The organism is Leisingera sp. S2M4, assembly GCF_055398055.1.
Genome location: NZ_AP040861.1, coordinates 1,469,224 through 1,482,764, shown reverse-complemented (window position 1 = coordinate 1,482,764; position 13,541 = coordinate 1,469,224). Strand labels below are relative to the sequence as shown.

The window sequence follows — 13,541 nt, the reverse complement described above, 5'->3', positions numbered from 1 at the left end:
CCATGAGTGTTCTCGAGTTCAAAAACGTCTCCAAGAGCTTTGGTGAAGGCACCGCCCGCACCGATGTTCTGAAAAACATCAACCTGCAGGTTCAGGAGGGCGAGTTCCTTGTGCTCCTGGGCTTTTCCGGCACCGGCAAGACCACGCTGATCAACCTAATGGCCGGGCTGGACCGGCCCACCAGCGGCTCGGCCACCTACCGCGGCAAGGCGATCACCGGTCCCGGCCCGGAGCGTGGCGTGATCTTCCAGCGCTACTCGCTGATGCCCTGGCTGACGGTGAACGGCAATGTCTCGCTGGCGGTGGACACGATCTTTCCCGGCATGGCCCGTGCCGAGAAACAGGCCAAGGTGGATCACTATGTCGGCATGGTCGGTCTCAGCCACGCTGCGCACCGGCGCCCGGCGGAGCTGTCTGGCGGCATGCGCCAGCGGGTCAACGTGGCGCGCGCCCTGGCGATGGACCCGGAGGTGCTGTTGCTGGATGAGCCTCTGTCGGCACTGGATGCGCTGACCCGCGCCAACCTCGCCGATGAGATCGAGGCGATCTGGCAGGCGGACAAGAAGACCTGCGTGCTGATCACCAATGACGTGGACGAGGCAATCCTGCTGGCCGACCGCATCATCGCGCTGAATCCGGACGGCACCCTGGGCGAGGAGTTTAAGGTCTCCATCCCCCGCCCGCGCGACCGCTCTGCCATGAACACAAATGACAGCTTCAAACGTCTGCGCGCCGACGTGACCTCCTACCTGATGGACGCAGGCATCGCGGCCCGCATCGAAGGCTCCCGCAGCCTGCCGGACGTGACCCCGATCCATGGGCTGCCCGCGGCGGTGGCTGAGGCGTCGAAAACCATGACCGAGGAGCGCTTCCTCGACTTCTCGCAGCTGCACAAGATCTACCCGACCCCCAAGGGGCCGCTGACCGTGGTCGAAGATTTCAACCTCAAGATCAACAAGGGCGAGTTCATCTCGCTGATCGGCCATTCCGGCTGCGGCAAATCCACCGTGCTGACGATGGCCGCGGGGCTGAACCCGATCTCCAAGGGCGCGATCAAGCTGGACCGCCGCCACGTGGAGGGCGCCGACCCGGAACGCGCCGTCGTGTTTCAGTCGCCCAACCTGTTCCCCTGGCTGTCGGCGCGGGAAAACTGCGCCATTGGTGTCGACAAGGTCTACCCCAAGGCCAGCCAGGCGGAGCGGCAGGACGTGGTGGAATACTACCTGGAGCGCGTCGGCCTCGGCGATGCGATGGACAAGCCCGCGCATGCGATGTCGAACGGTATGCAGCAGCGGGTTGGCATCGCCCGCGCCTTTGCCCTGTCGCCCAAGCTGCTCTTGCTGGATGAACCCTTTGGCATGCTCGACAGCCTGACGCGCTGGGAGCTGCAGGAGGTGCTGATGGAGGTCTGGAGCCGCACCAAGGTGACCGCGATCTGCGTCACCCACGATGTCGATGAGGCGATCCTGCTGGCCGACCGGGTGGTGATGATGACCAACGGCCCGCAGGCCACCATCGGAAAGATCACCGAGGTCGACCTGCCGCGCCCGCGCACCCGCAAGGCGCTGCTGGAGCACCCGGATTACTACACCTACCGGCAGGAGGTGCTCGATTTCCTGGAGGAATACGAGCACGGGGCCAAACCGGCCCCCAAACCAGCCGCAGAGAAGATAGCAGCGGAGTAAGACCATGACTCAGAAACTCGTCATCATCGGGGCTGGCATGGCCTCTGGCCGGGTGATCGAGCATCTGCTCGACACAGCCCCGGACGCCTACGATATCACCCTGTTCAACGCCGAGCCGCGCGGCAACTACAACCGCATCATGCTGAGCCCGGTGCTGTCGGGTGACAAAACCTATGAGGAAATCGTCACCCATTCCGACGCGTGGTACGCGGAGCATGGCATCACCTGCCGTTTTGGCGAGCATGTCACCGCTATCGACCGCGATGCCAGAACAGTCACCGGCGAAAACGGCACCGTCTCGTATGACAAGCTGGTGATCGCCACCGGCTCTGCCCCTTTCATCATTCCGGTGCCGGGCCACGACCTGCCGGGGGTGATTTCTTACCGCGACCTCGACGACACCAACGCGATGATCGAGGCCGCCGCCAAAGGGGGCAAGGCAGTGGTGATCGGGGGCGGCCTGCTGGGGCTGGAAGCGGCTGCGGGCCTGAAGGAACGCGGCATGGATGTAACTGTGCTGCACCTGATGGGCCACCTGATGGAACGCCAGTTGGACGAAGCCGCGGGGTATCTCTTGCGCAAGGATCTGGAGGCACGCGGCATCACCGTGAAAACCCAGGCCTCGACCAAGGCGATCCTGGGCGAGGACCGCGCCGAGGCGGTGCTGCTGGAAAGCGGCGAGACGCTGGGGGCAGACCTGGTGGTGATGGCCGTGGGCATCCGCCCGGAAACCCGGCTCGCCAATGACGCCCACTTGGACGTCGCGCGCGGCATCGAGGTGAACGCGCAGATGCAGACCAGCGACCCGGATGTCTATGCGCTGGGCGAATGCGTGGAGTTCGATGGCCATCTGTTTGGCCTCGTCGCACCGCTTTATGATCAGGCCAAGGTTCTCGCGGACAGCCTGCTGGATCAGCCCAACGCCTTCGTGGTCAAGGAGCTGGCGACCAAGCTCAAGGTCACAGGCTGCGATCTGTTCAGTGCCGGGGATTTCGCCGAGGGCGAAGGACGCGAGGACATCGTCTTCCGTGATCCCGCCCGCGGCATCTACAAACGGCTGGTGATCGAGGGCGACCGGCTGGTCGGCGCGGTGATGTATGGCGACACCGCTGACGGCAGCTGGTTCTTTGGCCTGATCAAGGACGGCACCGATATCGACGAGATGCGCGAGACGCTGATCTTTGGCCCGGCGTTTCAGGGGGGCGCCTCCGCGGACCCTCTGTCAGCCGTTGCAGCCTTGCCGCTTGATGCGGAGATCTGCGGCTGCAACGGCGTCTGCAAGGGACAGATCACCAGCGCCATCGAAGGCGGCGCAACAGACCTCGGCGCCATCCGCGCCACAACCAAGGCCAGCGCCTCCTGCGGCACCTGCACCGGGCTGGTGGAACAGCTGCTGCAGGTGACGCTGGGCGATGACTTCCAGATGCCGCAGGCGCAGCCCATGTGCGGCTGCACTAGCCACAGCCACGACGACCTGCGCCGGCTGATTAAGTCCAAGGAGCTGAAAAGCCAGGCGGCGGTCTGGCAAGAGCTTGGCTGGATCACCCTGAACGGCTGCCATGTCTGCCGCCCAGCGGTGAACTATTACCTTTTGGCGGATTGGCCGCTGGAATATCGCGACGACCCGCAAAGCCGTTTCGTGAACGAGCGCAAGCACGCCAACATCCAGAAGGACGGGACCTTTTCGGTGGTGCCCCGCATGTGGGGCGGCATCACCACCCCGGATGAGCTGCGCGCCATCGCCGATGCCGCGGACAAATACGACGTCCCCACTGTCAAGGTGACCGGCGGCCAGCGTATCGACCTCTTGGGTGTAAAGGGCGAGGATCTGCCCAGCATCTGGGGCGATCTGAACCGGGCCGGGCTGGTCTCGGGCCATGCCTATTCCAAGGGTCTGCGCACCGTGAAGACCTGCGTCGGTACTGACCATTGCCGGTTCGGCACCCAGGACTCGACCGGGCTGGGCATCAAGCTGGAAAAGCACCTTTGGGGCTCCTGGACGCCGCACAAGCTGAAGCTCGCCGTGTCCGGCTGTCCGCGCAACTGCGCCGAAGCGACCTGCAAGGACATCGGCGTGGTCTGCGTCGACAGCGGCTATGAGATCCACGTCGGCGGCGCCGCGGGCATGGAGATCAGGGGCACCGAGCTGCTGTGCAAGGTCGCCACGGAGGAGGAAGCGATCGAGGTGATCTCGGCCATGACCCAGATCTACCGCGAGAATGCCCGCTATCTCGACCGGATCTACAAATGGCTGGATCGCGTCGGTCTGGACTGGGTCAGGGCGCAGATCGTTGACGACGTGGAAAACCGCAAGGCGCTGGCCGAGCGGTTCCAGCTGTCGCAGTCGATCTACCGCAAGGATCCCTGGGCCGAACACGCGCAGGACACCACCACGCGGGCGCAATACGCGCCGGTTGCCAATCTGACACTGGAGGCTGCGGAATGAACTGGATCGACATCTGCCACATCGACGACATCCCCCTGCGCGGCGCGCGGGTGGTGAAGACCCCGCTGGGCTGCATCGGCCTGTTCCGTACCGGTGAGGCCGAGGTCTTTGCGGCCGCTGACAGCTGCCCGCACAAAGGCGGCCCGCTGTCGGAGGGCATCGTGCACGGCCAGAGCGTGACCTGCCCGCTGCACAACTGGGTCTTTGACCTCAATACTGGCGAGGCGCAGGGCGCGGACGAGGGCCGGATCGAGACTTACCCCGTTCAGGTCGAAGGCGGCCGCGTTCTGATTGCCGAGGCCGTTCTCGGCAAGCGGAGAGCTGCCTGATGCGCGGCGCCGGGCCAGACGAGATCCGCTCTGCCTGCCCATACTGCGGCACCGGCTGCGGCGTGCTTCTGCGCCGCAGCGGCGCGGCAGGGCTGGAGGTGCGCGGCGATCCGGATCATCCTGCCAACCGCGGGCGGCTGTGCTCCAAGGGGCTGGCGCTGGGGGAAACCCTGGGGCTGGAGGGGCGACTGCTGTCGCCGCGGGTTGGGGGCCGCGAAACCGATTGGGACAGCGCGCTGGATCTGGTGGCGGGCAAGTTCCGCGACGCGGTGCGCGATCATGGCCCGGACAGTGTCGGCTTTTACGTCTCCGGGCAGCTGCTGACAGAGGATTACTATGTCGCCAACAAGCTGATGAAGGGTTTCATCGGCTCGGCCAATATCGACACCAACTCGCGCCTTTGCATGGCTTCGACCGTGGCGGGTCACCGGCGCGCCTTTGGCACCGATACCGTGCCCGGCACCTACGAGGATCTGGAGGAGGCGGATCTGATCGTGCTGGTGGGCTCGAACCTGGCCTGGTGCCATCCGGTGCTGCACCAGCGCGTGCTGGCCGCCCGCGCGGCGCGCGGCACCAAGCTGGTGGTGATCGACCCGCGCCGCACCGCCAGCTGCGATCAGGCGGATATGCACCTGCGCTTGCGCGCGGGCAGCGACGTGGCGCTGTTCAACCATCTGCTGGCGCGGCTGGACGCGGATGGTGCGCTGGACGCGGACTACCTGCGCCACGTCAGCGGGCTGGAGGAGACGCTGGCGGCAGCCCATGCGGAGGACGCCTCGGTTACTGGCCTGATGGCGGAAGAGCTGGAGGCCTTCTGCGCGCTGTGGCGGCGCACCGAAAAGGTGGTGACCGTGTTCAGCCAGGGGGTGAACCAGTCCACCTCCGGTGCGGACAAGGTGAACGCGATCCTGAATTGCCACCTCGCCACGGGGCGCATCGGCAAGCCCGGCTGCGGGCCGTTTTCGGTGACCGGCCAGCCCAACGCCATGGGCGGGCGTGAGGTGGGCGGCCTGGCCACTATGCTGGCCTGCCACATGGCGCTGGAGGACAGCCGCCACCGTGATGCGGTGCAGGGCTTCTGGCAGGCGCCCGCGATGCCGCAGCAGGCGGGGCTGAAGGCGGTCGACCTGTTCCGGGCCGCGGGCGACGGGCGGCTGAAGGCGCTGTGGATCATCCACACCAACCCCGCTGTCACCATGCCCGAGGCCGGAGCCGTGGCGGAGGCGATCCGCGCCTGCGAATTCACCGTGGTCAGCGACATCACCGCCGCAACCGACACGGCCCGGCTGGCCGATGTGCTGCTGCCTGCCGCCGCCTGGGGCGAAAAAGACGGCACCGTCACCAACTCGGACCGCACCATCAGTCGCCAACGCGCGGCGCTGCCCGTGCCGGGCCAGGCCCGCGCTGATTGGCAGATCCTGGCCGAGGTCGGCCGCCGCATGGGTTGGGATGAGGCCTTTGACTATCAGACCCCGGCGCAGATCTTTCGCGAACATGCCGCGCTGTCGGGGATTGCCGGCGGCTTTGGCCTTGATTTCGACATCTCCGGCCTTTCGCAGCTGTCCGACGATGAGTACGGCGCGCTGGAGCCGCAGCGCTGGCCGGTCACGGGGCAGCGCCATGGCGGGCGGTTCTTTGGCAGCGGCGGTTTCTATCATGCCGATGGCAAGGCGCGCATGCTGCCGGTCCGTCACCGCGCGCCTGCAGCGGCGCCGGGCCGGAAGTATCCCTTCCGGCTCAATACCGGGCGCATCCGCGACCAGTGGCACACGATGACCCGCACCGCCCTTGCGCCGCGCCTGTCGGGGCATCTGGCGGAGCCGTTCGCCGACATCCACCCGCAGGACGCCGCGCGGCTGGGGGTGCAGCCTGCCGATCTGCTGCGCCTGCGCAGCCCGCAAGGGCAGGCCATCCTGCGCGCTCGTATCACCGCGGACGTACAGCCGGGGGATCTGTTCGTGCCGATCCACTGGACCGGCGAAACCGCGCCCTCGGCCCGGATCGACCAGCTGGTTGCCGCCGCGACCGATCCGGTCTCGGGCCAGCCCGAAAGCAAGGCGGCCGTTGTCGCGGCAGAGCGCTGGCAGCCCGCCTGGTACGGCTTTGCGGTCTCCTGCCGCCCCATGGCGCCGCAGGCGGAGTATTGGGCGGTGTCGCGCACCCGGGCGGGCTACCGAGCCGAGCTGGCGGGGCAGGACCCGCTGGCCAACCCGGAGGCCGCGGCGCGGGCGCTGTTTGATTTGCCCGGCGCCGAGGTGCAGATGATGACAGACAGCCGCCGCGGCATTGCCCGGCTGGCGCTGATCGAGGACGGTCGCCTGATGGCCGCGCTGTTCACCGCGCCGGAGCCGGTGGCAGTCAGCCGCAGCTACCTGGCGGATCTGCCGGGCAGCTGCGCCGATGGCGTGCTCAGCGGCCTGCCGACCGCGGACCGGCCCGACCCCGGCCCGACGGTCTGCGCCTGCTTCAACGTCGGCGCCAATACCATCCTGCAAGCGATCGAAAGCGATGGCCTGCTGAGCGTTGCCGAGGTCGGCGCCGCGCTGCAGGCGGGCAGCAACTGCGGCTCCTGCCGCCCGGATATTGCAGATCTTTTGGCCCGGACCCGGTTCCGGCAGGCGGCAGAATAGGAGCGCCGAGATGACCAACACCCCCGCGAATCCCGCTGCTGCGGGACTGCTGTCACTGGTCGGGGCCGGCCCCGGCGCGCGCGATCTTCTGACCCTGCGCGCCATGCAGCGGCTGCAGCAGGCCGACACGGTGTTTTACGACCGGCTGGTGGATGATGAGGTGCTGGCGCTGGCACCGCCCTCTGCCCGTCGCGTGTTTGTCGGCAAGCACGTCGGTGCGCACTCCTGGCCGCAGGACAAGATCAACGCGGTGATCGTGGCGGAGGCGCTGAAGGGCCGCCGCGTGGTGCGGCTGAAATCCGGAGATCCGGGCATTTTCGGCCGCGTGGCTGAGGAGCTGGCCGCCGCCCACGCGGCCGGAATCGAGGCCGAGGTGGTGCCGGGCGTCACCGCCGCCTGCGCCGCGGCTGCAGCGAACGGTATTTCGCTGACGGAACGCGGGGTCTCGGACACGCTGGTGCTGACCACGGCGCGCTGCCGGGCCGGCGATCCGCTGCCCGACTGCACCCGCCATGCCAAGCCGGGCACCACCATGGTGTTCTACATGGCCGTGCGGCAGGCCGACCGACTGCGAGATGGGCTGTTGGGGCAGGGGATGCCGCCTACCGCGCCGGTGACGGTTGCGGTGGATGTATCAAAGCCTGGCGCGCGCACATTGTTCTGCGATCTGGCGGCGCTGCCACAAACGCTGGCGCAGCACGGGGTCATGGGGGTTGCGACGATCATTGTCACCTATCCCAAGGCGCAGACGCAGCGGCTGGCGGCGGTGCCCTGACCGTCGCAGTCACCGCATCAGAAACGTAACCCGAAGCCCGCCAACAGGCATGCTGCCCATCGCGCCGCCGCGTATCGCGGTGTGCGCTCTTCGGCGTCGTCTATCAGTGTCTTTGGGGAGGAAGTGGTGAGCCGTGCAGGATTCGAACCTGCGACCCACTGATTAAAAGTCAGTTGCTCTACCAACTGAGCTAACGGCCCACTTCTTCGTCGCTGTCTAAGTGTTTTTCCCAGAAGGTTCAAGCACTTATTTCGCTTCGGAACCGTTTGTCACCGTGTGACTTGCTGTCCCGATAGGCGGCGTATCTAGGGGGAGTTTGGCGGGGGGTCAACCCCTTTTTTCAACTTTTCTCACCCAAGGCTGGATTCATTGCTGCGCGGGGTCTATATGCCCGCCATGAGCATCACCGCAGATACCGCAATTCCCTTCATGAAGATGCATGGGCTAGGCAACGACTTCGTCGTGGTCGATGCGCGTGCACAAGATTTTGCCGTGACCCCGGCGATGGCACAGGGAATCGCGCACCGCCAATTCGGAGTCGGCTTTGACCAGCTGACGGTCATCTCTGACGGGGCGGGGGATGCGCATCTGACGTTCTACAATGCCGATGGCTCCACCTCGGCGGCCTGCGGCAATGCCACGCGCTGTATCGCCCGCCACCTGATCGTGGAAAGTGGCAAGCAGGAGCTGCACCTGACCACCGATCGCGGCGATCTGTATGCGCGCGACGCGGGCAACGGGCTGACCTCTGTCAACATGGGGGCGCCGCAGCTGGATTGGCGGGACATTCCCCTGTCCGAGGACACGGACACGCTGGAACTCCCGATCGAGGGCGGGCCGACCGCCACCGGCATGGGCAACCCGCATTGCACCTTTTTTGTCGAGGACGCCGAGGTGATCCCGCTGGAGGAATTCGGCCCGCGCTATGAACACCACCCGCTGTATCCGCAGCGGACCAATGTTCAGGTCGCGCAGGTGACCGGCCCGGACCGCATCCGCATGCGGGTCTGGGAGCGCGGTGTGGGCGTGACGCTGGCCTCTGGGTCATCCTCCTGTGCCACCGCTGTTGCTGCCGCCCGGCGCGGGCTGACGGGCCGCAAGGTGCAGATCGACCTTGATGGTGGCACCCTGTGGATCGATTGGGCCGAGGATGGTGTCTGGATGACGGGTGAGACAATGCATGTGTTCAACGGCACCTTCACCCGCCAATTCCTGGAGAGCCTCGAATGAGCGCGCCCAAGTTCACCACTCTGGGCTGCCGCCTGAACGCCTATGAAACCGAGGCGATGAAGGAGCTGAGCCAGCAGGCGGGGTTGGAGAACGCCGTGGTGGTGAACACCTGCGCCGTGACGGCAGAGGCCGTGCGCAAGGCCCGGCAGGAAATCCGCAAGCTGCGCCGGGAGAATCCGGAAGCACCGATCATTGTCACCGGCTGCGCCGCCCAGACCGAGCCAGAGACCTTTGCCGCGATGGAAGAGGTCACCCGCGTCATCGGCAATACAGAAAAGATGCAGCCGGAAACCTGGCAGCAAATCGCGAAGGGGCCGGATTTCATCGGCACCACCGAAAAGGTACAGGTCGACGACATCATGTCGGTGACCGAGACGGCTGGCCACCTGATCGACGGCTTCGGCACCCGCAGCCGCGCCTATGTGCAGGTGCAGAACGGCTGTGACCACCGCTGCACCTTCTGCATCATCCCTTATGGCCGCGGCAACTCTCGCTCGGTGCCTGCGGGTGTGGTCATCGACCAGATCAAGCGGCTGGTGGACAAGGGCTACAATGAGGTGGTGCTGACCGGCGTTGATCTGACCTCATGGGGTGCCGATCTGCCCGCACAGCCGCGCCTTGGGGATCTGGTGATGCGAATCCTCAAGCTGGTGCCTGATTTGCCCCGCTTGCGAATCTCTTCGATTGATTCGATCGAGGCAGATGACAACCTGATGCAGGCCATCGCCACCGAATCGCGCCTGATGCCGCATCTGCATTTGTCCCTTCAGCACGGCGACGACATGATTCTGAAGCGCATGGCCCGTCGGCATTTGCGCGACGATGCGATTCGCTTCTGCGAAGAGGCCCGCAAACTGCGGCCTGAAATGACCTTTGGCGCCGACATCATCGCCGGGTTCCCGACCGAAACCGATGCGCATTTCGAAAATTCTCTCAAGCTGGTGAGTGATTGCGACCTGACCTGGCTGCATGTCTTTCCCTACTCCAAACGCGAGGGAACCCCGGCAGCGAAGATCCCGAAGCAGGTGAACGGTAACGTCATCAAGGAACGTGCCGCCCGCCTGCGTGCGGCAGGGGATCAGCAGGTGGCGCGCCATCTGGCGGCACAGGTCGGCCGGACGCACCGCATTCTGATGGAGAATCCGCATATGGGCCGGACCGAGCAATTCACCGAGGTATCCTTTGCTGCGGCGCAGACAGAGGGCAGCATCGTCACGGCGGTCATCACCGGTCTTGCGGGATCCCAGCTGACGGCTTGAAATCAGTTCTGACTGCTTCAGGGCGTCGGTGAGAGGTTCATCTGGGTACACGGGTGCTCGGAGTAGGCCCAGACCAGGTACCCGGATCCCACCTGCATGAAGGCAAGTAGGCCAGGTGGAAGCAATCCCGAGTGGCCTGTCGCACGTGGCGACGCCAAAGTTGCTTCTGTCCAAGTGATGTGGCTTCTCAAACAGCGCGAAACTCTGCCGGAAAATTCTTCAACGCCGGGGCCGCCGTGCCGCGTGGTGTGATCTTCGCCAAGCCCGATAGTCTTCACACGAAAAAAGTCCCCGCAAGATCGCTTGCGGGGACTTCTATTTCACGGTGTCAGCAGACCTGGGTTCAGTCTTTGCCCTTCACGGGCGCCCAGAGCTTCTTGTTGGTCAGATACAGCAGCACCGACAGAACCGTCAGGAACAGCACGCCGACAAAACCGGCCTGCTTGCGGGCCATCATCTTGGGCTCGGCGGTCCACATCAGGAAGGCCGCGACGTCCTTGGACATGGATTCCACGTCGTTGGGGTGTCCGTCGGCATATTCCACCTGCTCATCCGACAGCGGCGGCGCCATCGAAATCCAGCCGCCCGGGAAGGCGGTGTTCTCGTAGAAGGTGGTGCCGGCTTCCTGCTTGGTTTCGCCGGTGTAACCCGCCAGCAGCGAGGCGATGTATTCCGCACCGCCCATACCTTTGAACAGCTGGTTCAGGCCCAGGCCGTAGGGGCCGTGGAAGCCCGCACGCGCCTTTGCCATCATGCTGAGGTCCGGCGCGCCAGCGTTGTTGTTCTCCGGGAAGTGATCCACGGGCTTGGCCGGGCGGTCCTCGTCCAGCTCGGGATCATAAACGGTGAAGTTGTCCGCCGCATACGCCCGGACCTGGTCCTCGGGCATGTTCGGGCCGTCTTCGTCCGACAGGGTGCGGATTGGCACCAGTTTCAGACCGTGGCAGGCCGCGCAGACCTCGGTGTAGACCTGCAAGCCACGCTGCAGCTGGTTGCGGTCGTAGGTGCCGAACGGACCCTCGAAGGAGAAGTCGTAGTCTTCGATGTGGCCTGCCCCGCCTGCTGCGAAGGACGCAGCAGGGATCAGGGCCAGAGCGAAGGCGGCACCGGTTGCCAGTTTCTTGAACATTGCTAGGTGTTCCTTCTTCTTACTCGGCAGGAGTGGCTTCGGAAGACTTCTTGCCGTATTTGGCGTCGAAATCCTCTTCGATGGTGGCAGGCTGTGCCAGCGGCTTCTCGATCACGCCCAGCAGCGGCAGGATCACGAAGAAGTAGCCGAACCAGTAGGCCGAAGCGATCAGCGAGAACGAGGCATAGGGCTCTTCCGCGGGCATCGCACCCAGCCACATCAGGGCGAAGAAGTCGACGACCAGCAGCGCGAACCACCATTTGAACATCGGGCGATACCGACCCGAACGCACGTTGGAGGTGTCCAGCCAAGGCGCCAGCGCCATGGCCAGGATCGCGCCGAACATGGCAATCACGCCGAAGAACTTCGCGTCGATGATGCCGCCGGTGATGAAGGAGGCGAACTGCACAACCCAGACCTCGGAGGTGAAGGCACGCAGGATCGCGTAGAACGGCAGGAAGTACCATTCGGGCACGATGTGCGCAGGCGTCACCAGCGGGTTGGCTTCGATGTAGTTGTCCGGGTGGCCCAAGTAGTTCGGCATGAAGCCGACGATGGCCCAGAACACGACCAGCACAACGGCCAGACCGAGGAAATCCTTGATCACGAAGTAGGGCCAGAAGGGCAGGGTGTCTTTCTTGGCTTCTTCCTTGGAGCCACGGCGGACGTCAACACCGGTGGGGTTGTTGTTGCCAGTGGTGTGGAAGGCCCAGATGTGCACGATCACCAGTGCCGCGATCACGAAGGGCAGCAGGTAGTGCAGCGAGAAGAAGCGGTTCAGGGTGGCGTTGTCCACCGCCGGTCCGCCCAGCAGCCAGGTCTGGATCGCCTCGCCGATGAACGGGATCGCGCCGAACAGGCCGGTGATCACGGTCGCACCCCAGAAGGACATCTGGCCCCACGGCAGCACGTAGCCCATGAAGGCGGTGCCCATCATCAAGAGGTAGATCAGCATGCCGACGATCCACGTGATCTCGCGGGGCGCCTTGTAGGAACCGTAGTACAGGCCGCGGAAGATGTGGATGTAGACGGCAACAAAGAACAGCGAAGCGCCGTTCATGTGCAGGTAGCGCAGCATATGGCCGCCGTTCACGTTGCGCATGATGTGCTCAACGGAGGCGAAGGCCAGGTCAACATGCGGGGTGTAGTGCATCACCAGGACGATGCCGGTGACGATTTGCAGCGCCAGGCAGAAAGCCAGGACGATGCCCCAGATCCACCACCAGTTCAGGTTCTTGGGGGTGGGGATCATGATGGTGTCATAGATCAGGCCGACGATGGGCAGGCGGCTGTGCAGCCACTTCTCTGCGCCTGTCTTCGGCTCGTAATGGTCGTGCGGAATACCGGACATGAGCGCGTTTCCTTATCCCAGCTTGATGGTGTTAGCGTCGACGAACTCGGCGACAGGCACGTGCAGGTTCTCCGGCGCCGGACCTTTGCGGATACGGCCTGCGGTGTCGTAGTGCGAGCCGTGGCAGGGGCAGAACCAGCCATTGAATTCACCGGCGCCATCGCCCAGCGGCACACAGCCGAGGTGGGTGCAAACACCCATCATCACCAGCCATTCGCCGGCCTCGTCCAGGGTGCGGTTCGCGTCTGCCGCGTCAGTGCCCGGCTTGTTGGGGTTCTCCGACCGGGGGTCGATCAGCTCGGACAGCTCCACAGCACGAGCTTCCTCGATCTCTTCCTGGGTGCGACGGCGGATAAACACCGGCTTGCCGAGGAACATGACCGAGATCTGCGTGCCAACTTCCACGCCGCTGACATCGACCAGGATCGAAGACAGCGCTTTCACGTCGGCGGAGGGGTTCATCTGGTTGACCAGGGGCCATACGGCGGCACCCGCGGTCACTGCCCCGGCGCCGGCAGTGGCGTAGTAGAGGAAATCTCTCCGGGTTCCTTCGTGGTCTTCTGCGTGGGACACGAGGTTTTCTCCAATTCCAGCGCCCGTTTAGGGCAAACATGCGCATGCACCGCGATCGCTCGCGGTGACTCTGGCGCGTATCTAGCGGGGCAAAGGGCGTTCGTCCAGCGGTCATAGGCGCGCAGAAAGCCGCA

The 13,541-nt window shown here is 64.9% G+C and carries 10 protein-coding genes and 1 tRNA gene; 7 read left to right on the top strand and 4 right to left on the bottom strand.

From position 1 onward, the window contains the following. The first annotated feature begins 2 nt into the window (after positions 1–2). The 5 genes from ACZ52D_RS07210 to cobA are packed head-to-tail and all read left to right on the top strand — an operon-like array spanning position 3 to position 7,865. Positions 3–1,685, top strand: coding sequence for an ABC transporter ATP-binding protein (locus ACZ52D_RS07210; RefSeq protein ID WP_464442988.1), 1,683 nt, complete (start codon positions 3–5; stop codon positions 1,683–1,685). 4 nt (positions 1,686–1,689) lie between these two features. Then, positions 1,690–4,131, top strand: a complete 2,442-nt coding sequence (nirB, locus tag ACZ52D_RS07205; RefSeq protein WP_464442987.1) for a nitrite reductase large subunit NirB — start codon at positions 1,690–1,692, stop codon at positions 4,129–4,131. Then, complete coding sequence (gene nirD / locus ACZ52D_RS07200) at positions 4,128–4,460, top strand: nitrite reductase small subunit NirD (protein ID WP_369929933.1); 333 nt, start codon at positions 4,128–4,130, stop codon at positions 4,458–4,460. Before nirB ends, nirD begins: the two co-directional genes overlap by 4 nt. Next, complete coding sequence (locus tag ACZ52D_RS07195; protein WP_464442986.1) at positions 4,460–7,090, top strand: molybdopterin-dependent oxidoreductase; 2,631 nt, start codon at positions 4,460–4,462, stop codon at positions 7,088–7,090. The genes nirD and ACZ52D_RS07195 overlap by 1 nt, the downstream gene beginning before the upstream one ends. Positions 7,091–7,100: 10 nt before the next feature. Beyond that, positions 7,101–7,865 (top strand): uroporphyrinogen-III C-methyltransferase, encoded by a 765-nt coding sequence (cobA, locus tag ACZ52D_RS07190; protein WP_464442985.1) that lies wholly within the window; start codon positions 7,101–7,103, stop codon positions 7,863–7,865. 124 nt (positions 7,866–7,989) lie between these two features. Here cobA and ACZ52D_RS07185 read toward each other — a convergent pair. Then, positions 7,990–8,065: transfer RNA gene (locus tag ACZ52D_RS07185), tRNA-Lys, on the bottom strand. A gap of 187 nt (positions 8,066–8,252) precedes the next feature. Between ACZ52D_RS07185 and dapF the strand changes: the two genes are divergently transcribed. After that, positions 8,253–9,095 carry a diaminopimelate epimerase gene (gene dapF / locus ACZ52D_RS07180; RefSeq protein WP_464442984.1) on the top strand — a complete coding sequence of 281 codons (843 nt, stop codon included), beginning with the start codon at positions 8,253–8,255 and terminating at the stop codon, positions 9,093–9,095. Next, entirely contained in the window at positions 9,092–10,354 is a 1,263-nt protein-coding gene (gene mtaB, locus ACZ52D_RS07175; RefSeq protein WP_464442983.1) for a tRNA (N(6)-L-threonylcarbamoyladenosine(37)-C(2))-methylthiotransferase MtaB, read from the top strand. Before dapF ends, mtaB begins: the two co-directional genes overlap by 4 nt. 343 nt (positions 10,355–10,697) lie before the next feature. Here the strand turns inward: mtaB and ACZ52D_RS07170 are convergent, their stop codons facing one another. The 3 genes from ACZ52D_RS07170 to petA are packed head-to-tail and all read right to left on the bottom strand — an operon-like array spanning position 10,698 to position 13,407. Then, positions 10,698–11,483: a cytochrome c1 gene (locus ACZ52D_RS07170; protein WP_222454523.1), complete on the bottom strand. Its 786-nt coding sequence runs from the start codon at positions 11,481–11,483 to the stop codon at positions 10,698–10,700. 19 nt (positions 11,484–11,502) lie between these two features. Next, positions 11,503–12,834: a cytochrome b gene (gene petB, locus ACZ52D_RS07165; RefSeq protein ID WP_222454524.1), complete on the bottom strand. Its 1,332-nt coding sequence runs from the start codon at positions 12,832–12,834 to the stop codon at positions 11,503–11,505. Positions 12,835–12,846: 12 nt separating this feature from the next. Next, positions 12,847–13,407 carry a ubiquinol-cytochrome c reductase iron-sulfur subunit gene (gene petA, locus ACZ52D_RS07160; RefSeq protein ID WP_222454525.1) on the bottom strand — a complete coding sequence of 187 codons (561 nt, stop codon included), beginning with the start codon at positions 13,405–13,407 and terminating at the stop codon, positions 12,847–12,849. Between the last annotated feature and the right edge of the window lie 134 nt (positions 13,408–13,541).

What these genes read in the sequence shown, in the direction of transcription:
- ACZ52D_RS07210 (WP_464442988.1), top strand. Translation starts at nt 3, where the DNA reads ATGAGTGTTCTCGAGTTCAAAAACGTCTCCAAGAGCTTTGGTGAAGGC.
- nirB (WP_464442987.1), top strand. Translation starts at nt 1,690, where the DNA reads ATGACTCAGAAACTCGTCATCATCGGGGCTGGCATGGCCTCTGGCCGG.
- nirD (WP_369929933.1), top strand. Translation starts at nt 4,128, where the DNA reads ATGAACTGGATCGACATCTGCCACATCGACGACATCCCCCTGCGCGGC.
- ACZ52D_RS07195 (WP_464442986.1), top strand. Translation starts at nt 4,460, where the DNA reads ATGCGCGGCGCCGGGCCAGACGAGATCCGCTCTGCCTGCCCATACTGC.
- cobA (WP_464442985.1), top strand. Translation starts at nt 7,101, where the DNA reads ATGACCAACACCCCCGCGAATCCCGCTGCTGCGGGACTGCTGTCACTG.
- dapF (WP_464442984.1), top strand. Translation starts at nt 8,253, where the DNA reads ATGCCCGCCATGAGCATCACCGCAGATACCGCAATTCCCTTCATGAAG.
- mtaB (WP_464442983.1), top strand. Translation starts at nt 9,092, where the DNA reads ATGAGCGCGCCCAAGTTCACCACTCTGGGCTGCCGCCTGAACGCCTAT.
- ACZ52D_RS07170 (WP_222454523.1), bottom strand. Translation starts at nt 11,483, where the DNA reads ATGTTCAAGAAACTGGCAACCGGTGCCGCCTTCGCTCTGGCCCTGATC.
- petB (WP_222454524.1), bottom strand. Translation starts at nt 12,834, where the DNA reads ATGTCCGGTATTCCGCACGACCATTACGAGCCGAAGACAGGCGCAGAG.